A 19,224-nucleotide genomic window follows, 5' to 3' on the forward strand; every position below is an offset into this window, starting at 1 on the left:
AGGTGTCATGGGGGGTGACGCTCCTGTCATGGCCTGTCATCATGTGCCGGTGCCTATGTCTGACAGCAGTCCGAGCGGGCGCGGCAGGGGTGTGGGGCTGGGCCTCGCACTGGTCTCCGCGGTCGCCTTCGGCGGATCCGGTGTCGCGGCCAAGCCGCTGATCGAGGCGGGCCTCGACCCGCTGCACGTGGTGTGGCTGCGGGTGGCCGGGGCGGCCCTGGTGATGCTGCCGCTCGCCGTGCGCCACCGGGCGCTGCCGCGCCGCCGTCCCGGACTGCTCGCCGGGTTCGGTCTGCTGGCCGTCGCCGGGGTCCAGGCCTGCTACTTCGCCGCGCTCTCGCGCATCCCGGTCGGGGTGGCGCTGCTCATCGAGTACCTGGCGCCCGCACTGGTGCTGGGCTGGGTGCGCTTCGTGCAGCGCCGGCCGGTGACGCGCGCGGCGGCGGTCGGGGTCGCTCTCGCGGTCGGCGGGCTGGCCTGCGTCGTCGAGGTGTGGTCGGGGCTGGGTTTCGACGCCCTCGGGGTGCTGCTCGCGCTCGGCGCCGCCTGCTGCCAGGTCGGCTACTTCGTGCTGTCCGACCATGGCGGTGACGCCGGCGAGGAGACGCCCGACCCGCTCGGCGTCATCGCCTACGGGCTGCTCGTCGGCGCGGCCGTGCTCACGGTCGTCGCCCGGCCGTGGAGCATGGACTGGTCCGTGCTCCGGGGCACCGCGCTCATGGACGGCACGCCCGTCGCCGCCGTCGTCCTGCTGGCCTGGATCGTCCTCGTCGCCACGGTCGTCGCGTACGTCACCGGAATCGTCGCCGTGCGCCGGCTCTCCCCTCAGGTCGCCGGGGTCGTGGCCTGCCTCGAAGCGGTCATCGCCACCGTCCTGGCCTGGGTCCTGCTCGGCGAGCACCTGTCGGCGCCGCAGATCGCCGGGGGCGTGGTCGTGCTGGTCGGCGCGTTCATCGCGCAGTCCTCGACGCCCGGGAAGGGCTCCGGCGACCCGGTGGCGAGGGGGGGACCGGAAAGGGAGTTGTCCCAGCGGGGAACGGCGGCCTAAGGTGCCGATCATGCCTTCCGACGCGCTCGTTCTCCCGCCTCCGGCCGCCTGAGGCGGGCCCTCCGGCCCCCGCGCCCGGTGCTCTTGCCCCCGGGCCGGTCGGTGCTGCCCGCAGACGAAGCCCGCGGACCCCGCTGATCACCTCCGATCCGGGGCCCTTCCCGAACTTCCGCGCACCCGCCCCGGTTCCACCGGCGCGCGCGTCGTGCGCGTCTGCGGAGAGAACCCGTGTCGAACACTTCCCTCGGCCTGCCCGTCGGGCGAGGCCTGCTCTATCTGATCGTCGCCGGTGTCGCGTGGGGCACCGCGGGCGCGGCCGCCTCCCTGGTCTACCGGGCCAGTGACATGGGGCCCGTCGCCCTGTCCTTCTGGCGGTGCGCCGCCGGTCTGGTGCTGCTGCTCGCCGTGCGCCTGGTGCGGCCGTCCGCCGCAGCGGTGGGACGGGAGCCGCTCGGGCGTCGGGTGCGGAGGGCCGGGGTCACCGGCCTGGGCCTCGCGGTCTTCCAGACGGCCTACTTCGCCGCCGTCTCCGCCACCGGGCTCGCCGTCGCCACCGTCGTCACCCTGGGCGCGGGGCCCGTGCTCATCGCGCTCGGGGCCCGGCTGCTCCTGGCCGAGCGGCTCGGACGCGGCGGCGCCGTGGCCGTCATGGGCGCGCTCACCGGGCTGGGGGTCCTCGTCCTCGGCGGCGGGGACACGGCCGCACGGCCCTGGGGCGTGCTGCTCGCGCTGGTGTCGGCGGCCGGGTACAGCCTGATGACGCTGCTCACCCGGCGGTGGGGGCGGGACGGCGCGGCCGACGCCTCCGGGACCACCGTCGGTGCGTTCGCCGTCACGAGCCTGTGCCTGCTGCCGTTCGCCGCGGCGGAGGGGCTGGTGCCGCACACCGGGGATGCCGTGCGGCTGCTGGTCCTGCTGGGGTACGTCGCCGCCGTGCCCACGGCCCTGGCGTACGGGCTGTACTTCGCGGGCGCGGCCGTCGTGCGGTCGGCCACCGTCTCCGTGATCATGCTGCTGGAGCCGGTGAGTGCGACCGTGCTCGCCGTCGTCCTGCTCGGTGAGCGGCTGACTCCGGCGACGGTGGCCGGAACGCTGCTGATGCTGGGGGCGGTCGCGGGGCTCGCGGCGGGGGAGCTGCGCAGGCCCGGGGAGCGGCCGGTGCCGGTGACGACGGCCCCGTAGGTCAGGCGCCGGGCAGGTAGCCGGGCAGGTCCGTGTCCGCCGCCAGGGCCGGGTCGGGGACCGGGGTGCCGTAGGTCCTCCGGACCGGGACCACTCCGGCCCAGTGGGGGAGACCGAGGTCCTCCGGTTCGTCGTTGACGCCGCCGGTGCGCAGCTTCGCGGAGACCTCCTCCAGGTCCAGGCGGATCACGGCCGTGGCGGCCAGCTCCTTGGTGTTCGCCGGCCGGGAGTCGGCCGACCGGCCCGGCACGACCTGGTCCACCAGGGCGTCCAGTGCCCGGCGTTTCTCCTCGGGGTCCGTGACGTCGCGGGCGACGCCGTGCACCACCACCGAGCGGTAGTTGATCGAGTGGTGGAAGGCCGAGCGGGCCAGGACCAGGCCGTCGACGTGGGTGACGGTCAGGCACACCGGCAGCCCCGGGTCGGCCTGACCCGCCGCCCGCAGCGGACGCGAGCCGGTCGAGCCGTGCACGTACAGCCGCTCGCCGACCCGGGCGTACAGCGTGGGCAGCACGACGGGCGCGCCGTCCCGCACGAAGCCGAGGTGGCAGACGTACGCCTCATCCAGTATCGAGTGGACCAGGTCCCGGTCGTAGGAGGCCCGCTTCGCCGAGCGAGTGGGGACGGTGCGGTCGGTCGGCGTGTAGGCGGTGGGCGGCTGGGCCGGCGTCCGCGTGCTCCCCTGCATGGGCGCTCCTTTTTGCACTAGTGCATACTGTTGTTTGTGCTAGGAGAGTATCGGATCAGTGGGCGTCGCGCGGCGGACATTTCCGCGAGCATCGAGCGGGCGGTGGGAGCCGGTGAGCTGCTGCCGGGCCAACTGCTGCCCCCAATGCGGGAGTTGGCGCAGCAGCTGGGGGTGAACCCGAACACGGTCGCGGCCGCGTACCGGACCCTGCGGGAGCGCGGGGTCATCGAGACCGCCGGCCGGCGCGGCAGCCGGGTGCGGCCCGCACCGGCCACGACCGGGCGGGACCACATCAGGGTCGACGTCCCGGAGGGCGTGCGGGACGTGGCGAGCGGCAATCCGGACCCGGCACTGCTGCCGCCGCTCGCCGACGCCTTCGCCGCGGCCGCGGCGCAGGGCGATCGTGAGCCCGTCCTGTACGGACAGGCCCCCGTCGAACCCGAACTGGAGCGCCTGGCGCGGGCCGGCCTGGTCGCCGACGGGGTCCCGGGCGGCCCGCTCGCCGTGGTCTCCGGAGCGCTCGACGGGGTCGAACGGGTGCTGGCGGCCCACCTCAAACCCGGCGACGCCGTCGCCGTCGAGGACCCCGGCTGGGGCCGCACCCTCGACCTCGTGCCGGCGCTCGGCCTGCGGACGGTCCCCGTCGGCGTCGACGACGACGGGCCGCGCGCCGAGGACGTGCGCCGTGCGCTGGAGTCCGGGGCCCGCGCCCTGATCGTGACGTGCCGGGCGCAGAACCCGACCGGCGCCGCGGTGGGCGCCGCACGCGCGCGTGCCCTGCGGTCGGTGCTGCGGCGGTTCCGGGAGGTCCTGCTGATCGAGGACGACCACGGCCACGGCATCGTGGACGTGCCCCTCCAGCCCCTGGCCGGCGCGACCCGGCACTGGGCGTTCGTGCGCTCCGCCGCCAAGGCCTACGGGCCCGACCTGCGCCTCGCGGTGCTCACCGGCGACGCCGTCACCGTCGACCGCGTCCACGGCCGGCAGCGGCTCGGGCCCGGCTGGGTCAGCAGGCTGCCGCAGCGGGCCCTGGTCCGGCTGTGGGCCGACGGCGCGGTGGACGCGGGCGCGGTCGCGACGGCCTACGGGCGACGCCGGGACGCGCTGATCGGCGCGCTCGGCCGGCGCGGTCTGGCAGCACACGGGCGCAGCGGCATGAACGTGTGGGTGCCGGTGCCGGACGAGACCGGGGCCGTCGCACGGCTGCTGCACGCCGGTTGGGCGGTCGCGCCCGGTGCCCGTTTCCGGATGAGCGCGTCGCCCGGGATCCGGGTTTCCGTCTCGACTCTGACGGAGTCGGAGGCCGAACCGCTGGCCGATGCGATCGCTTCGGCCGTGGGGCCGGCGCCGGTGCGGAGTTATGTCTGAGGCGAGGGCGCCGGCGCCGGTGTGGAGTGAGTGAGTGCGACGCGGGGAGCCGGCGAGGGTGGGGAGTGAGCCTGACGCGGGAGTGCCGACGCCCGTGCCGGACTCGGCCGGGGCCCGCGGGGCTGTCGCGCGGCGGCCGGGCGGTCGCGGCCCGTGCCCGCCTCTTGCCATGAACCAGGGTGCCGGCGGCCCCGCCGCTCCCGGCTCGGCGGCCGGGCCGGACGGTGTCGGGTGGGGCCCAGACCCCGGTCCTCACGTCCGCGGCTTCGGGCGGACCTGCGTCAGCGCCGCGCCCGTGAGTACGATCGCCGCCCCGACCGGGGTCGACCAGGCCAGCGACTCGCCCAGGAGGGCGACGCCCGCGGCCGTGGCGATCACCGGGATGAAGTACGTGACCATCTGGGCGGTCGTCGGGCCGACCTCGGCGACCAGGCCGTACTGCACGAGCACGGCGAGGCCCGTGCCCAGGGCGCCCAGGGCGGCGATCGCCAGCAGCGGCACCACCGGCAGACTCGTCGGCAGGGCGGTGAACAGCGGGGTGACGACGGCCAGCTGCACCGTCGCGAGCAGCAGTTGCGCGCCGGTCATCGACAGGTGCGAGTGGCCGGTGCCCGCCAGGGTGCGGCGGACGTAGATCCAGCCGACCGGATAGCTGAGGGAGGCCAGCAGGGCCAGGGCCGTGCCGGTCGCGTCCAGGCCGGTGAACGCAGCAGATGTCCAAGCTGGAGCGGGAGGTCGGCCAGCGGCTCCTGGCCAAGAACGGCCGGGGCGTGCGGCTCACCGACGCGGGCCGGCTGCTCGCCGAGCACGCGCAGCGCATCCTGTCGCCGGTCGAACTCGCCCAGGCGGATCTGGAGGCCCAGCGCGGCCAGGTCGCCGGCGAGCTCAGGCTGGCGGCGTTCCCGACGGCCGCACGCGGTCTGTTCCCCCACGCGCTGTCCGCGCTGCGCGAGCGGCACCCCGCGCTCCGGCTGCGCTCCAGCGAGCTGGAACCGGCGCAGGGCATCGCCGGGGCCGTACGCGGCGATCTCGACCTCGCCGTGGTGCTCGACTGGTACAACAAGCCGATGGCGCTGCCCGAGGGCCTGGTCAAGGCGTCGATCCTGGACGACCCGGCCGATGTCGCCCTGCCGGCGGACCACCGCCTCGCGGGGCGCGACGAGGTGGACCTCGGCGAGTTCGCCGACGACGAGCGGATCACCCGGAACGACGGGGAGTTCTCCCACGAGTGGCTGATGTTCACCCTCCGCTCCATGGGCGTCGAGCCGATCGTCGGCCACCGCGCGGCCGAGACCCACACCCAGCTCGGGCTGGTCGCCGCGGGCCTCGGCGTGTGCATCGCCCCCCTGCTCGGCCGCAACCCCGTGCCCGAGGGCGTCGTGACCGTCCCCGTCCGGCAGCGGGTCCGGAGGCACGTGTACGTCGTCTGGCGCGCGGACGCCGACCGCCGCCCCTCGATCCGGGCGGCGGTGGAGGCCCTGCGGGCGGCGGGGGAGAGCGTCGGCTGAGCCCGCCCTACCGCGCCGCCCCCAGCTTGCGGAAGTCCCAGGAGACGATCTTCCGCGGTGTCAGCCGCACCCAGGCGTGCCGGCCGTCGTGCGGCATCTCCTCCAGGCCGAAGTTCTTGCGGGCGAACAGCGTCTCCGGCACGTCCAGTTCGGCGCACAGCTCCCCCGTGCGCGGAATCTCGCCCACGAACTCGGCCGTGCCCGACAGCTCGGCCCCGCGCAGCTCGTCGTACTCCTCGCCGGTGTCGACGACGATCGCCACCCGCGGGTCGCGCCGCAGATCCGCCCACCGCTTGCTGCGCACGACCGAGTACAGCCACATCGAGGTGCCGTCCCAGGCGAACCACAGGGTGCTCACGTGCGGGGCGCCGTCGGCGGACACCGTGGCGACCCGGCAGGTGCGCTGCGCGGTCAGGAAATCGTCCAGCTCGCCCGGCGTCATCATGATCTTCCGGCCCCGGCGCTGCTGCGTGACGCCCATGCTCCCCCTCTTTCCTTCCCTCACCTCGTGCCAGAGGAGATCCTCTGACATCACGTCAGAAAAGGATGGGTTCTCCACCGCCGGGGCGCAACGCCCGCCCGGCCCGGCCGGCCCGCCGGCCGCGGGCGGGACCGGGCCCCAGGACACCATCGCGGGGGCGCGCTGCGACCGCACCCCGGGGACGATCCGCCGGACCCCGTGCGTGGCCGCCACGCTCGCGGCCACGCACGGGACACCGCCCGCCCGACGCGGGCGCGCGAGGTCAGGCCAGGGTGATCGAGTCACCGTTCACGGTGACCTGCTTCGCCTCCAGCGGCTTGACCGCCGGCCCCTTCTTCACGCTGCCGTCGAGCACGGAGAACCGACTGCCGTGGCAGGTGCAGGAGATGATGTCGTCCTTGAGATCCACCATCGGGCAGTTCTGGTGGGTGCAGATCGTGGAGAAGGCCTTGAAGTCGCCCGCAACCGGCTGGGAGACGACGACCTTCTCGTCCTTGAAGATCTTGCCGCTGCCCTCGGGGATGTCGGCGGTCTTCGCCAGCGCGGCGCCACCGGCCCCCGCTCCGTCGGACGCGCCACCGCCCGCCGCGTCCTGCCCGGCCGACGCTTCGGAGGCCTTGTCGTCCGAACCGCACGCCGTCAGCGCCACGGTGAGCCCCGCCGTGCCCACCGCCGCCACGACGGCTCGGCGGTTCGGTCCCGACAACGGCTGAACTGATTCGCTGGTCATGCTGACGTTCCTTCCGCGGATTCGTGATCTGCCGAGAGGTACGGCCCCCGGCGACCGGCTGTTCACGCACTGCCGAAATCCTGACCCATGGGCGCATGGCCGCCGTCGGCGGGCCCGCCCACGTCAGTAACCTGGGGCGATGCTCAAGGAAGTGATCGCGACCCGTTTCATCGCGCCGCTGCGCGAGGGCGGCTCCCTGCCGGGACTCGTGGAGGCCGACGACCTCGGCACGTACGTCCTGAAGTTCAGCGGCGCCGGACAGGGCCGCAAGACGCTGGTCGCCGAGGTGGTCTGCGGGGAGCTCGCACGCCGGCTGGGCCTGCGGGTGCCGCGGCTGGTCACCGTCGACCTCGACGCCGAACTGGGACTGGGGGAACCCGACGAGCAGGTGCAGAGCCTGCTCCGCTCCAGCGCGGGCACGAACCTCGGCATGGACTTCCTCTCCGGCGCACTCGGCTTCGACCCGCTCGCCTTCCGGGTGGACCCGGAGGAGGCCGGGCGGATCGTCTGGTTCGACGCGCTCGTCAACAACGTCGACCGGTCCTGGCGCAACCCCAACCTGCTCATGTGGCGGGGCGAGCTGTGGCTCGTCGACCACGGGGCGACCATGATCTGGCACCACAACTGGCCGGGCGCCCAGGGCTCGGCGGCCCGACCCTACGACGCCTCCGACCACGCCCTGGCGCCCTTCGCGCCGGACGTCGCCGCCGCGGCGGCCGCCCTGGCCCCCAGGATCACCGAGGAACTCCTCGCCGACGTCACCGCCCGGATCCCGGACGTCTGGCTGGCGGACGAGCCCGGCTTCGCCGCACCCGACGACCTGAGACGGGCCTACGCGCGACCGCTGCTGGCCCGCGCCGCCGTCATCCACGAGCGCATCCAGGGGATCAAGTGAACGACCGGCACATCATCAAGGGCGCTACCCGGGAGCGCCAGGTCTACGAGTACGCGGTCCTGCGCGTCGTCCCGCGCGTCGAACGCGGCGAGTGCGTCAACGCCGGTGTGCTCGTCTACTGCCGCGCCGAGTCCTATGTCGGCGCCCGCACCCATCTGGACGAGGCCCGCCTGCTGGCCCTGGACCCGGAGGTGGACGTGGCCGGAGTCCGCGCCGCCCTGCGGGCCGTGGAGGGCATCTGCGCGGGCGGCCCCGCGGCCGGCCCGGCGGCGGCCGACGACCCCGGCCGCCGCTTCCGCTGGCTGGCCGCCCCCCGCTCCACGATCGTCCAGCCCGGCCCGGTCCACACGGGCCTGACCACGGACCCGGCAGCGGAGACGGAACGGCTGCTGGACGTGCTGGTGCGGTAGGCCGTCGCAGGCCCCGTCCGGCCGTCCGGCGCCTCACCGGCCGTCCGACCGGTCCGCAGAGGCGCCGGGCCGCCGCTGTCCGGGCCCGCGTCCTCCTCCAGGTCTTCCCCGGGCGTCCTTCTGCGGCTGGGCGCGGTCTGGGCCGTTCGGGTGTTCCGCGGCGCCTCGCGGGGCAGGTCGGCGCGGGTGATGGATCACATGCCGCTTCCGGCCGTTGACACCGGGTGCCAGGGCTTCTAGCGTCCTCCACACAAGGTACTAAGCGGTCGCTCACCTGAGGAGAACGAGTCATGCCCACCACTGAGCAGCGGGTCGCCGTCGTGACCGGTGCCGCACGAGGGATCGGTGCCGCCACTGCCGTACGGCTGGCCGCGGAGGGCCGTGCGGTCGCCGTGCTCGACCTCGACGAGGCGGCCTGCAAGGACACCGTGGAGAAGATCACCGCCGCGGGGGGCAGGGCGATCGCGGTCGGCTGCGACGTCTCGGACGAGGCGCAGGTCGAGGCCGCCGTCGCGCGGATCGCCGAGGAGCTCGGCGCCCCGACGATCCTGGTCAACAACGCGGGCGTGCTGCGCGACAACCTGCTCTTCAAGATGAGCGTCTCCGACTGGGACACCGTCATGAACGTGCACCTGCGCGGCGCGTTCCTGATGTCCAAGGCCTGCCAGAAGCACATGGTGGACGCCGGCTTCGGGCGGATCGTGAACCTGTCGTCGTCCTCGGCGCTCGGCAACCGCGGCCAGGTCAACTACTCCGCCGCCAAGGCCGGACTCCAGGGCTTCACCAAGACCCTCGCCAAGGAACTCGGCAAGTTCGGCGTCACCGCCAACGCCGTCGCCCCCGGCTTCATCGCCACGGAGATGACCAAGGCCACCGCCGACCGCGTCGGCATGGGCTTCGAGGACTTCAAGGCCGCCGCCGCCACCCAGATCCCCGTGGCCCGTGTCGGCGAGCCGGAGGACATCGCCAACGCCATCGCCTTCTTCACGGGTGAGGCGGCCGGCTTCGTCTCCGGCCAGGTGCTGTACGTGGCCGGCGGACCGCTCGACTAGAGGACGGCCGACATGACTTCCGCAGAACTCTCCGGCAGGGTCGCCCTGGTCACGGGCGCCAGCCGCGGCATCGGCTACGGCGTCGCCGAGGCGCTCGTCGCGCGCGGCGACCGGGTCGTCATCACCGGCCGCAACGAGGACGCCCTCAAGGAGGCCGTCGAGCAACTCGGCGCCGACCGCGCGGTGTACGTGGCCGGCAAGGCGCACGACGAGGCCCACCAGGCCGTCGCCGTCGAGCGTGCGATGGAGGCCTTCGGCCGCGTCGACTTCCTGGTCAACAACGCCGGTACCAACCCGGTGTTCGGTCCGATGGCCGACCTGGACCTGAACGTCGCGCGCAAGGTCTTCGAGACCAACGTGATCTCCGCGCTCGGCTTCGCCCAGAAGACATGGCACGCCTGGCAGAAGGACAACGGCGGCGCGATCGTCAACATCGCCTCCGTCGCGGGCCTGTCGCCCTCGCCTTTCATCGGCGCCTACGGCGTCAGCAAGGCGGCGATGATCAACCTGACCGTGCAGCTCGCGCACGAGTTCGCGCCCAAGGTGCGGGTCAACGCGATCGCCCCGGCCGTCGTCAAGACCAAGTTCGCCCAGGCGCTGTACGAGGGCCGCGAGGAGGAGGCCGCCGCGGCCTACCCGCTCGGCCGGCTCGGTGTGCCCTCCGACATCGGCGGCGCGGCCGCGTTCCTCACCTCCGGGCAGTCCGACTGGGTCACCGGCCAGACGCTCGTCGTGGACGGCGGCATCTTCCTCAACGCCGGCACCGGCTGACAACCCCGCGCACGCGGTGCGGTACGGGCGCTCCTCGTCGCGGGGGGCGCCCGTACCGGTGCGACCACCGCATAGCGCCAGGAAACGTAGTCAGAGGTTTAGTGATCAAGGAGTGATGGTCCTGGGAGGGTCAGCAGGCTCGGCACTGCGGTATGGTCTGCCGACCCTTGGTATGGCAGATCGAGGAGCGTGCGCGTGTTCAACCGGAACCGGTGCCTGCGGCGGGTGGCGGCCATCGCGTCCATATCGTCCCTTCTCGCCGGGTGCGGCGTGCTGTCGTCCGACACCCCGGACGACGAGGGGCCGATCGTCGTGGGCAGCACCAGCTCTCCCAGCACGCTCGACCCTGCCGCGTCGTGGGACAGCTCCTGGGAGCTGTTCCGCAACATCTACCAGACGCTGCTCAGTTACCCCCCGGGCGCGACCGAGCCCGAGCCGGACGCCGCCGAGAAGTGCGCCTTCAGCGACGCCTCGAACCAGGTGTACCGCTGCGAGCTGCGCGAGGGACTGACGTTCTCCAACGGCGACGCGCTCGACGCCCAGGCCGTCAAGTACTCCTTCGACCGCATCCGCAGGATCAACGTCAACGGCGGCCCCGCCGGACTGCTGGGCAGCCTCGACCGGGTCCAGGCGCCGACCGACCGCGAGGTGGTCTTCCACCTCAACAAGCCCGACGCCACCTTCCCGTTCGTGCTCGCCACACCGGCCATGTCGATCGTGGCCCCCGACTCCTACCCCCCGGACGCCCTGCGCGACGGCAAGGACGTCGTCGGCTCCGGGCCGTACGGCCTCAAGTCGTACGAGGAGGGCAAGGAGGCCGTCCTGGTGCGCAACGACTCCTACAAGGGCTTCGCCAAGCGCCAGAACGACGCGGTCACCGTCCGGTACTTCCAGGACTCCGGCACCATGGTCGAGGCGCTGCGCGACAAGGAGATCGACGTGACCTACCGCGGTCTGGCCGCCGGTGACGTGGTCGACCTGCAGAGCAAGACCTCCCAGTACGAGGACATCCAGCTCGTCGAGGGCACCGGCACCGACATCAACTACCTGGTGTTCAACCCCGAGGACCCCTGGGCGAACAAGAAGGCGGTCCGCCAGGCCATCGCCCAGGTCGTCGACCGGGCGGCGATCGCCCACAAGGTCTACAAGGACACCGTCGACCCGCTGTACTCGATGGTCCCCAAGGGGCTCGTCGGCCACACCACGGGCTACTTCGACGACTACGGCGACCCCGATGTCTCCAAGGCCCGCAAGATCCTCACCGAGGCCGGCATCAACCAGAAGGTCCCGCTCACCTTCTGGTACACGAGCGACCGCTACGGCTCCGAGACGGCCGCCGAGTTCAAGGAGCTCAAGCGCCAGCTCGAGGCCTCCGGCCTGTTCACCATCACCCTCAAGAGCCGCCCCTGGAAGACGTACGTCGCGGGCTACCAGAAGGGCGAGTACCCGGTGTTCGGGCGTGGCTGGTTCCCCGACTTCCCGGATGCCGAGAACTTCATCGCGCCGTTCGTCGGCGAGCAGAACGCCCTCGGCACGCCCTACCCGGCTCCCGAGATCACCGGAACCCTGCTGCCCCGCTCGCGCCGCGAGAGCGACCGCGCGAACGTGGTGGAGGAGTTCAAGGAGGCCCAGCAGATCATCGTGGACGACGCGCGGCTGCTGCCGCTGTGGCAGGGCCGGCAGTACGTGGCGGCCAGCCGGGACGTCTCGGGCGCCGAGCGGGCCCTGGACCCGTCGACGATCATGATGCTGTGGGAGCTGCACCGCAAGACCGCCTGGTAGGGGAGGGGGCAGCGGCGTTCCGGGGCACGCTGTCAGTGGACGCCTGTAGGTTCTGAGGCCTGCAAGTGACCACGGATCGTGAGGACGTTGACGTGACCGACATCGCCATGCTGCCCGAGTCCTGGCGCGGGGTTCTGGGCGACGAGCTGCAGCAGCCCTACTTCAAGGAGCTGACGGAGTTCGTCGAGGACGAGCGGGCGAAGGGCCCCGTCTATCCGCCGCGCGAGGAGGTCTTCGCCGCGCTGGACGCCACGCCCTACGAGGGGGTCAAGGTCCTGGTCCTCGGTCAGGACCCCTACCACGGCGAGGGCCAGGGACACGGCCTGTGCTTCTCGGTCCGCCCCGGGGTGCGGATCCCCCCCTCCCTGCGCAACATCTACAAGGAGATGCACGAGGAGCTGGGCACCCCGATCCCGGACAACGGCTATCTGATGCCGTGGGCCCGGCAGGGCGTACTGCTGCTCAACGCGGTGCTCACGGTCCGCGCGGGCGAGGCCAACTCGCACAAGGGCCGGGGCTGGGAGAAGTTCACCGACGCGGTCATCCGCGCGGTGGCCGACCGCCCCGACCCGGCGGTGTTCGTGCTCTGGGGCAACTACGCGCAGAAGAAGCTCCCGCTGATCGACGAGTCGCGGCACATCGTGGTGAAGGGCGCGCACCCCTCTCCCCTGTCGGCGAAGAAGTTCTTCGGCTCCCGTCCGTTCACGCAGATCAACGACGCGGTGGCGGCTCAGGGCCACGAGCCGATCGACTGGACGATCCCCGACCTCGGCTGAGGACCGGCAGGGGCGGTCCTCTCCGGCTCGGCCCGCGGCCGTACGGAGCGGCCTGAGCCGGATCGCCCGCCCCTGCGGTTAGCGTCGGCGCAACAGCCGGTGAGGGTGCGGAGGGCGCGGTGGCGGAGCGACAGGGGCGGACGGCGCCGGACGCCGTGCTGACACGGATCGGGCAGGTCGTCATGCTGCACCACGCGGGCGACCGGGAGGAGGCCCGGCACCGGCTCCTCGCCCTGTGGGCGGAGATCGGCGAACACGGCGACCCCCTGCATCGCTGCACCCTCGCGTACTACCTGGCCGACACGCAGGACGACCCCGCGGACGAACTGGCCTGGGACCTGCGGGCGCTGACAGCCGCCGACGAGGCCGGGCAGGAGGTGCTCGCGGTCCGCGCGTTCTACCCCTCCCTGCACCTCAACCTGGCCGACGTCTACGCCAGACTCGGCCGCCGCGACGCCGCCCGCTCCCATCTGCGCCGGGCCCGCGAGTCCGCCAGCGCCCTCCCCGGCGACCGTCACGGGGAGAGCGTGTGGGCGGCCATCGCCCGGCTGGAGTCCCGGCTGGGCGGAGGCGGCGGAGGCATGTGGACGCCACCGCGACAGCGGCCCTGACGTGGCCGGTGGGGGTGGGGGTCGATAAGCCCGAGGCGTTACGGCAGCAGGTCGGCGCCCATCCGTCCGGGCGGAGTGCCGACGCCCCGTCCGTGCGGGTCACTGCGAGGTGGCGCCCTCCCGGCCCGTGCGGGGGTGAGCTCCCAACCCGGTCGGCCGCGCGGTGGCACTCACCCGCTCCCCGCGGTGCCCGGCCAGGTGAGGCCCCCGCACCCCACCCCCTGGCTCAGCGCCCGTAGGTGTCACCGCAGATCCTCGCCTCCGGGCTGTCCGGCCGCCAGCCGCCGTGGCGCCGGCCCAGCGCGCACACGCCGGAGGCGTCGGGGACCCGGCGCCGCACCTCCTGGCGGACCGACTCCGGGACCTCCGCCGGGTCGGTGCCCCGGCGTTCGGGGCCGCGGGGTGCCGGAGCGGGGCGCTCCGGGCGGCCGGGGCGGGCCCTGACGCCCCCGGTCTCGGACGGCGGTCGTCCCCGGTCCGGAGCGGCGGCGTGAGGCGGTGAGGCCGGGCGGGACGCGGACGCGTTCGGCTCCGGCCGCCGGGACCCCTCGATGAGCTGCAGCGCCTCGCGGGCCGGGGCCTGCTCGATCTCGGCCTCCGCCTGCCCCTCCGGCAGCGGCGCAGACGGCCGGGACGCTGCCGCCGACGGCCCCGCTACCGGGGGATGCCGGACCGTCGTACAGCCGGAGAGGGCCGAGACGGCCACGGTCACCAGGAGTGCCGCTGTGGTGGTCGTTCGATGCACCCGTACAACTCTGCTGCGTCCGGTCCGCGTCGAGACGGCGGACGGGCGGAGGTTACCCCACACGGGTGACGTCCTACCTCGTACGGGCGGCGCCGGCCCCCGGCGGCTGACGTCAGTCGCCGGTCGCGCCGTCGAGGCGCTCGCGGAGCAGGTCGGCGTGGCCGTTGTGCCGCGCGTACTCCTCGATCATGTGGGTGTGCAGCCACCGCAGGTTGAACCGCTCGCCGGTGCGCCGGTGCGTGCCCCCGGAGAGGTCGTCGAGGCCGAAGCGGGCGGCGTTGCGGCGGGCGGTCCCGATCTCCGACTGCCAGGCGGCGTACGTCTCCTGCCAGGTGTCCGCCTCGGTGAGGTGGAACTCGCCGTCCGGCTCCTCGTCGCTCCAGTAGAGGGGCGGGACGTCCTCGCCGGCCAGCACCCGGCGGTACCAGCTCCGTTCGACGTCCGCCATGTGGCGCACCAGCCCCATCAGGGAGAGGTTCGAGGGTGCCACGGACGCGGACCTGAGCTGCTCGTCGGTCAGACCCTGGCACTTCCACGCGAGGGTCTGCCGGTGGAAGTCCAGCCACCCCTCCAGCATGGTGCGTTCGTCGGCGGTGGTGGCGGGCATGCGGCGTTCGTCGGTCATGCGTGCATCCTGTCCGACCGGCCTCCCGGCGCACCACGGCTTTTCAGTTGCGGAGCATGCCTTCGAGCAGTTCCCGCAGCCCCTCCCGCACGTCCTCAAGGCTCGGCGTCCGGGCGCTGAACGACCCCGCCACACAGCTGAACATCAGCCCGTCCGCCCAGGCGATCAGCGACAGGGTGTGCCGGGCCGGGGCGCGCGAGCCCATCGCGGTGACCAGGGCGGTGAGCTGGTCGCGGAAGCGGGCGCCCGTGGCGTCGAAGCAGGCCCGCAACTCCGGGCGGCGGGTGGCCTCCAGGGCCAGTTCGTAGCGGGCGAGGATGAGCGTCCGGTGCTGGGTCAGGGCCCGGTGGGCCGCCAGGGCCAGGGCCTCGACGAGGGAGTCGGTCCCGGCGCGCGGAGCCGGCATCTCGTGCAGGGCGAGGACGCGTGCCTCGCGGTCGGCCAGCCGCCGCACCGCCAGTTCCAGCAGGGCCTGCCGGGTCCGCGCGAGATTCGAGGTGGAGCCCTGGGGGAGTCCGGCCGCCTCGTCGACCGCCCGGTGCGTCAGGCCGCGCATCCCGCGCTCGGCGAGCAGCGCGAGAGCGGCGTCGGCGACGAGGCCGGAGCGGGAGGGGCCGGTGGTGGTGCGTACGGACATGGACGTCACGCTACCCGGCTCACTATGCCTGTAGTAGCCTCGGCTCCGAAGGGAACTACAGATGTAGTCAATCGTCGAGGAGGGGCCATGGCCGGGTCGCAACGGGCCGTCGTGATCGGCGGTGGGATCGGAGGGCTCACCGCGGCCGCCGCACTGCACCGGCGCGGCTGGCAGGTCACCGTGCTGGAGCGCGCGCGCTCGCTGGAGCCGGTCGGCGCGGCCATCTCCCTCGCCCCGAACTCCCTGCGCGCGCTTGACGTCATCGGCCTCGGCGACGAGATCCGCGACCTGGCCGCCTGGGCCGGGGACGGCGGACTGCGCACACCGGGCGGGCGGTGGCTCTCGCGGTCCTCCGCCGCCGCCGTCGCCGAGCGGTTCGGCGGCCCGCTCGTCATGCTGCACCGCGCCACCCTGGTCGCGAGCCTCGCCTCACGGCTTCCTCCGGGCGCCGTCCGCACGGACAGCGCGGCGGTCCTCGCCGACCCCGGTGACGCCGGCCGGCCGGCCCGGGTCCGCACCGGGGGCGGCGAGCTGGAGGCCGACCTGGTGGTGGGCGCCGACGGCATCCGCTCGGCGGTGCGCCACGCGCTCTTCCCCGGCCACCCGGGTCCCGTCTACGCCGGTTTCACCACCTGGCGGGTCCTGACCCGCCTCCCGGGCGTCGCCTTCGCCTCGCACGAGACCTGGGGCCGGGGCCGTATCTGGGGCACGCACCCGCTCAAGGACGGCCGGGTCTACGCCTACGCCGCCGCCCTCGCCCCGGCCGGGGAACGCGCCGACGACGAGAAGGCCGAGCTGCTGCGCCGCTTCGGCGACTGGCACGACCCGATCCCGGCCGTGCTGGCCGCCGCCCGCCCCGAGGACGTCCTGCGTCACGACGTCCACCACATCACCGACCCGCTGCCCGCCTTCCACCGGGGCCGGGTCGCCCTCGTCGGGGACGCCGCGCACGCGATGCCCCCGACCCTCGGCCAGGGCGGCAACCAGGCCATCGAGGACGCGGTCGTCCTGGCTCATCACAGCGCCGGCCTCGCGGCCTACACCGCCGCCCGGCTCCCCCGTACGACGGCCATCGCACGCCAGGCCGTGCAGGTCGCCCGGCTCAACCTCATGAGCGGCCGTGCCGGGACCGCCGTCCGCGACACCGCGCTGGCCGCGCTGTCCAAGGTCCGGCCCGCCCTGTTCCTGCGGAGCTTCGAGGGCATCGCCGACTGGCGGCCGCCGACGGGGGAGGACGTATGCTCCGAGCGGACCCCGGCGGACAACCGTTGAAGGAGCGCGCCACGTGAAGGTCGGCTGCATCGGACTCGGCGACATCGCGCAGAAGGCCTACCTTCCGGTCCTCGCCTTCCAGCCGGGGGTCGAGCTGCATCTGCAGACCCTTGCGCCCGCCACGCTCGACCGGGTCGGCGAGGGCCTGCACATCCCGGCGGAGCGGCGGCACACGGGCCTCGACTCCCTGCTCGCGGCCGGTCTCGACGCCGCCTTCGTGCACGCTCCCACGCACGTCCACCCGGAGATCGTGACGCGGCTGCTGGAGGCGGGAGTCCCGACCTACGTCGACAAGCCGCTCGCCTACAGGCTGGAGGACTCCGCGCGGCTGGTGGATCTCGCCGAGGAGCGGGGCGTGAGCCTCGCCGTGGGGTTCAACCGGCGCCACGCCCCGGGCTACACGCAGTGCGCCGACCATCCGCGCGAGCTGATCCTCATGCAGAAGAACCGCGTCGGGCTGCCGGAGGAGCCGCGCGCGATGATCCTCGACGACTTCATCCACGTCGTCGACACCCTGCGGTTCCTGGCGCCCGGCGCGATCGACGACGTGACCGTGCGCGCTGGCGTCCGGGACGGCCTGCTGCACCACGTGGTGCTCCAGCTCGCCGGGGACGGCTTCACCGCACTCGGTGTGATGAACCGGCTCAGCGGCTCGGCCGAGGAGATCCTTGAGGTCTCCGGTCAGGACACCAAGCGGCAGGTGGTCAACCTCGCCGAGGTCGTCGACCACAAGGGCCAGCCGACCGTGCGGCGGCGCGGCGACTGGGTGCCGGTGGCCCGGCAGCGCGGGATCGAGCAGGCGGTGCTGGCGTTCCTGGACGCGGTCCGTGCGGGCAGGATGCTCAGCGCCCGGGACGCGCTGGAGACCCACGACCTGTGCGAGCGGGTGGTACGGGCGATTCTGGAGCAGAGCGCCTGAGCCGCACGCTCCGCACGCCCTCGCCGGCGGCCCAGGCGGCGAGCACCAGCATGGCCGCGTGCACGGTCCAGTCGCCGAGCCGGACGTAGGGCGTGGTGCCGTGGGCCAGGGGGACGTCGTAGACGCTCGTGGCGGAGGCGTCCGTGCCGAGGCGTGATCCGACGGGCCGTCCGTCCGGGCCGTAGACGGCCGAGACGCCGGTCAGGGTCGAGTGGACCATGGGGCGGCCGGTCTCGGCGGCGCGCAGGGCGGCGAGGGAGGCGTGCTGCCCGGGCGCCCAGCTGTGCTGGAACGTGGAGGTCGCCGACTGGCCGACCAGCACGTCGGCGCCTTCCCTGGCCAGGTGGCGGGTCATGTCCGGGAAGGCGGTCTCGAAGCACACCATCGGGCCGATGCGCAGGCCGTCCCCGACGTTCATGACGACCTGCTGCGAGCCGCGCCGGCGGTCCTCGCCCGCGGCCTTGCCGACGGAGGTGGCCCAGCCGAGCAGGGAACGGGCGGGGACGTACTCGCCGAAGGGCACCAGCCGCATCTTGTCGTAGCGCTGGCCGGTCAGGCCGTCGGGGCCGACCAGGACGGAGCTCTTGTAGATGCCGGGTTTGTCGGAGCGCCGGGCGTCCACGTTGACCAGGATGTCGGTGTTCGTCTCGCGGGACAGGTCGGCGAGGCGGCGGGCGAGGTCGGGCCGGTCCCCGAGATCGAAGCCCACGCTGCTCTCGCCCCAGACGATCAGGTCGAGATCCCGCCCGGCGAGTTGCCGGGTGAGCTGCTCCTCGCGCGCGAACCGGCGGTCCGCGCTGCGGGGGCCGTCGACGACGCCCGGCTGCACGACGGCGATCCTGACCCGGCCGTCGACGGCGGGACGCGGCGCGAGGGTCCAGGCGGCCGAGGTGGCGACGGCGGTGGCGAGGAGCCCGATCATGGCGGGCATCCGGGCCTGTGGGAGGGCGATCAGCACGGCGACGGCGACGTTCAGGGCCACGACCAGGAAGCTCAGCAGCCACACCCCGCCGACCGAGGCCAGCCGCAGCGCCGGTTCGACCTGCCACTGGCTGCTGCCCAGCATGCCCCAGGGACCGCCGAGGCCCTGCCAGGAGCGGACCAGCTCCGCACCCAGCCACCCCGAGGGCAGGACCAGCAGCGCCGCCGCGACCCGGCTCCGCGCCGGGCTGCCGCCCAGCAGACGGCGCACCATCCAGCCCCACGGGGCCCACAGCGCCCCGAGCAGGGCGGCGATGACGAACGTGAAGACGTGGAGGCTCGGCAGCAGCCAGTGGTGCATGGCCAGCATGAAGCCGAAGCCGCCGCACCAGCCGTCGAACACCGCGCGCCTGCCGGTGGGCGCGGTGCGCAGCAGCAGGAGCCAGGGGACCAGGGCGACGTAGGCCCACCACCACAAGGCCGGGGCGGGAAAGGCGAGGACCGGGAGGGCGCCCGCGACCGCGGCGGCGGCCGAACGCCGCCAGGGGGAGGCGAGCCAATGGCCGAGCGTCTTCATAGGCGCCTCCTACCCCGCGGTGCCTCCAGTGTGCGCCCTATGGACGATCTAGGACAGTGACGCCGGGTGTCAGTTGACCACAGGTGCCGTCCGCCGTCCCGGGAGGCGTCGCCGCTCCTCGCGGGCGGCCACGTCGCTCAGCCGCAGAGGCGGGCGTCGGGGCGGGAGATCCGGGGAAGGACGGGCGGGAACAGCGGGGAAGGCCGGGCGGGAGCAGCGGGGCAGG

The 19,224-nt window shown here is 73.7% G+C and carries 19 protein-coding genes and 2 pseudogenes; 13 read left to right on the plus strand and 8 right to left on the minus strand.

The window, feature by feature from the left end; all coding sequences use genetic code 11:
* Positions 1-43: 43 nt before the first annotated feature.
* A complete protein-coding gene (locus ACFW6P_RS12530) occupies positions 44-1,048 on the plus strand; it encodes a DMT family transporter (protein ID WP_386356126.1) in 1,005 nt (334 codons plus the stop codon).
* 228 nt (positions 1,049-1,276) lie between these two features.
* Positions 1,277-2,230, plus strand: a complete 954-nt coding sequence (locus ACFW6P_RS12535) for a DMT family transporter (protein WP_386423627.1) — start codon at positions 1,277-1,279, stop codon at positions 2,228-2,230.
* 1 nt (position 2,231) lies between these two features.
* Here ACFW6P_RS12535 and ACFW6P_RS12540 read toward each other — a convergent pair whose 3' ends face one another.
* Positions 2,232-2,918 carry a pyridoxamine 5'-phosphate oxidase family protein gene (locus ACFW6P_RS12540; protein ID WP_386356064.1) on the minus strand — a complete coding sequence of 229 codons (687 nt, stop codon included), beginning with the start codon at positions 2,916-2,918 and terminating at the stop codon, positions 2,232-2,234.
* A 36-nt stretch (positions 2,919-2,954) separates the two neighbouring features.
* Here ACFW6P_RS12540 and ACFW6P_RS12545 point away from each other — a divergent pair, with 36 nt between their 5' ends.
* The gene (locus tag ACFW6P_RS12545) at positions 2,955-4,286 is read left to right on the plus strand and encodes an aminotransferase class I/II-fold pyridoxal phosphate-dependent enzyme (protein ID WP_386356061.1); all 1,332 of its coding nucleotides are present in this window, start codon (positions 2,955-2,957) and stop codon (positions 4,284-4,286) included.
* Positions 4,287-4,538: 252 nt separating this feature from the next.
* On the opposite strand, the pseudogene ACFW6P_RS12550 reads toward ACFW6P_RS12545, so the two are convergent.
* Positions 4,539-4,991: pseudogene (locus tag ACFW6P_RS12550) on the minus strand (EamA family transporter); the annotation flags it as partial.
* Between ACFW6P_RS12550 and ACFW6P_RS12555 the strand changes: the two are divergent.
* Positions 4,991-5,794, plus strand: a pseudogene (locus tag ACFW6P_RS12555) (LysR substrate-binding domain-containing protein); the annotation flags it as partial. The pseudogenes ACFW6P_RS12550 and ACFW6P_RS12555 overlap by 1 nt on opposite strands.
* Positions 5,795-5,801: 7 nt before the next feature.
* Here the strand turns inward: ACFW6P_RS12555 and ACFW6P_RS12560 are convergent.
* Positions 5,802-6,275, minus strand: a complete 474-nt coding sequence (locus ACFW6P_RS12560; RefSeq protein ID WP_386356058.1) for a pyridoxamine 5'-phosphate oxidase family protein — start codon at positions 6,273-6,275, stop codon at positions 5,802-5,804.
* 262 nt (positions 6,276-6,537) lie between these two features.
* A complete protein-coding gene (locus ACFW6P_RS12565) occupies positions 6,538-7,005 on the minus strand; it encodes a Rieske (2Fe-2S) protein (RefSeq protein ID WP_386356056.1) in 468 nt (155 codons plus the stop codon).
* A gap of 139 nt (positions 7,006-7,144) precedes the next feature.
* Between ACFW6P_RS12565 and ACFW6P_RS12570 the strand changes: the two genes are divergently transcribed.
* The 7 genes from ACFW6P_RS12570 (at position 7,145) to ACFW6P_RS12600 (ending at position 13,302) form a co-directional block, all read left to right on the plus strand.
* Entirely contained in the window at positions 7,145-7,900 is a 756-nt protein-coding gene (locus tag ACFW6P_RS12570; RefSeq protein ID WP_386356053.1) for a HipA family kinase, read from the plus strand.
* Positions 7,897-8,310 (plus strand): DUF3037 domain-containing protein, encoded by a 414-nt coding sequence (locus ACFW6P_RS12575; RefSeq protein ID WP_386356050.1) that lies wholly within the window; start codon positions 7,897-7,899, stop codon positions 8,308-8,310. Before ACFW6P_RS12570 ends, ACFW6P_RS12575 begins: the two co-directional genes overlap by 4 nt.
* Positions 8,311-8,600: 290 nt before the next feature.
* Positions 8,601-9,362: a 3-oxoacyl-ACP reductase FabG gene (gene fabG, locus ACFW6P_RS12580; RefSeq protein ID WP_386356047.1), complete on the plus strand. Its 762-nt coding sequence runs from the start codon at positions 8,601-8,603 to the stop codon at positions 9,360-9,362.
* Positions 9,363-9,374: 12 nt separating this feature from the next.
* Entirely contained in the window at positions 9,375-10,133 is a 759-nt protein-coding gene (locus tag ACFW6P_RS12585) for an SDR family oxidoreductase (protein WP_386356044.1), read from the plus strand.
* 195 nt (positions 10,134-10,328) lie between these two features.
* Complete coding sequence (locus tag ACFW6P_RS12590) at positions 10,329-11,915, plus strand: ABC transporter substrate-binding protein (protein WP_386356042.1); 1,587 nt, start codon at positions 10,329-10,331, stop codon at positions 11,913-11,915.
* 92 nt (positions 11,916-12,007) lie between these two features.
* Positions 12,008-12,691, plus strand: a complete 684-nt coding sequence (gene ung, locus ACFW6P_RS12595; protein WP_386356039.1) for a uracil-DNA glycosylase — start codon at positions 12,008-12,010, stop codon at positions 12,689-12,691.
* A 119-nt stretch (positions 12,692-12,810) separates the two neighbouring features.
* Positions 12,811-13,302 (plus strand): tetratricopeptide repeat protein, encoded by a 492-nt coding sequence (locus ACFW6P_RS12600; RefSeq protein WP_386356036.1) that lies wholly within the window; start codon positions 12,811-12,813, stop codon positions 13,300-13,302.
* Positions 13,303-13,528: 226 nt separating this feature from the next.
* On the opposite strand, the gene ACFW6P_RS12605 is transcribed toward ACFW6P_RS12600, so the two are convergent.
* From ACFW6P_RS12605 to ACFW6P_RS12615, 3 genes are all read right to left on the minus strand, one after another.
* Complete coding sequence (locus ACFW6P_RS12605) at positions 13,529-14,047, minus strand: hypothetical protein (protein WP_386356033.1); 519 nt, start codon at positions 14,045-14,047, stop codon at positions 13,529-13,531.
* 112 nt (positions 14,048-14,159) lie between these two features.
* A complete protein-coding gene (locus ACFW6P_RS12610; protein WP_386356030.1) occupies positions 14,160-14,672 on the minus strand; it encodes a DinB family protein in 513 nt (170 codons plus the stop codon).
* Between the two features lie 43 nt (positions 14,673-14,715).
* Complete coding sequence (locus ACFW6P_RS12615; RefSeq protein WP_386423629.1) at positions 14,716-15,309, minus strand: TetR/AcrR family transcriptional regulator; 594 nt, start codon at positions 15,307-15,309, stop codon at positions 14,716-14,718.
* Positions 15,310-15,396: 87 nt separating this feature from the next.
* Here ACFW6P_RS12615 and ACFW6P_RS12620 point away from each other — a divergent pair, with 87 nt between their 5' ends.
* Together ACFW6P_RS12620 and ACFW6P_RS12625 are read left to right on the plus strand one after the other, a co-directional pair.
* A complete protein-coding gene (locus tag ACFW6P_RS12620) occupies positions 15,397-16,581 on the plus strand; it encodes an FAD-dependent monooxygenase (protein WP_386423631.1) in 1,185 nt (394 codons plus the stop codon).
* Between the two features lie 13 nt (positions 16,582-16,594).
* A complete protein-coding gene (locus ACFW6P_RS12625) occupies positions 16,595-17,500 on the plus strand; it encodes a Gfo/Idh/MocA family protein (RefSeq protein WP_386423632.1) in 906 nt (301 codons plus the stop codon).
* Here the strand turns inward: ACFW6P_RS12625 and lnt are convergent.
* Positions 17,424-18,998: an apolipoprotein N-acyltransferase gene (gene lnt, locus ACFW6P_RS12630; RefSeq protein WP_386356018.1), complete on the minus strand. Its 1,575-nt coding sequence runs from the start codon at positions 18,996-18,998 to the stop codon at positions 17,424-17,426. The genes ACFW6P_RS12625 and lnt overlap by 77 nt on opposite strands.
* Positions 18,999-19,224: the final 226 nt, after the last annotated feature.

The organism is Streptomyces sp. NPDC058741, from assembly GCF_042746715.1.
Lineage (GTDB): Bacteria > Actinomycetota > Actinomycetes > Streptomycetales > Streptomycetaceae > Streptomyces.

What these genes read in the sequence shown, in the direction of transcription:
- ACFW6P_RS12540 (WP_386356064.1), bottom strand. Translation starts at nt 2,918, where the DNA reads ATGCAGGGGAGCACGCGGACGCCGGCCCAGCCGCCCACCGCCTACACG.
- ACFW6P_RS12560 (WP_386356058.1), bottom strand. Translation starts at nt 6,275, where the DNA reads ATGGGCGTCACGCAGCAGCGCCGGGGCCGGAAGATCATGATGACGCCG.
- ACFW6P_RS12565 (WP_386356056.1), bottom strand. Translation starts at nt 7,005, where the DNA reads ATGACCAGCGAATCAGTTCAGCCGTTGTCGGGACCGAACCGCCGAGCC.
- ACFW6P_RS12570 (WP_386356053.1), top strand. Translation starts at nt 7,145, where the DNA reads ATGCTCAAGGAAGTGATCGCGACCCGTTTCATCGCGCCGCTGCGCGAG.
- fabG (WP_386356047.1), top strand. Translation starts at nt 8,601, where the DNA reads ATGCCCACCACTGAGCAGCGGGTCGCCGTCGTGACCGGTGCCGCACGA.
- ACFW6P_RS12585 (WP_386356044.1), top strand. Translation starts at nt 9,375, where the DNA reads ATGACTTCCGCAGAACTCTCCGGCAGGGTCGCCCTGGTCACGGGCGCC.
- ACFW6P_RS12610 (WP_386356030.1), bottom strand. Translation starts at nt 14,672, where the DNA reads ATGACCGACGAACGCCGCATGCCCGCCACCACCGCCGACGAACGCACC.
- ACFW6P_RS12615 (WP_386423629.1), bottom strand. Translation starts at nt 15,309, where the DNA reads ATGTCCGTACGCACCACCACCGGCCCCTCCCGCTCCGGCCTCGTCGCC.
- ACFW6P_RS12620 (WP_386423631.1), top strand. Translation starts at nt 15,397, where the DNA reads ATGGCCGGGTCGCAACGGGCCGTCGTGATCGGCGGTGGGATCGGAGGG.
- lnt (WP_386356018.1), bottom strand. Translation starts at nt 18,998, where the DNA reads ATGAAGACGCTCGGCCATTGGCTCGCCTCCCCCTGGCGGCGTTCGGCC.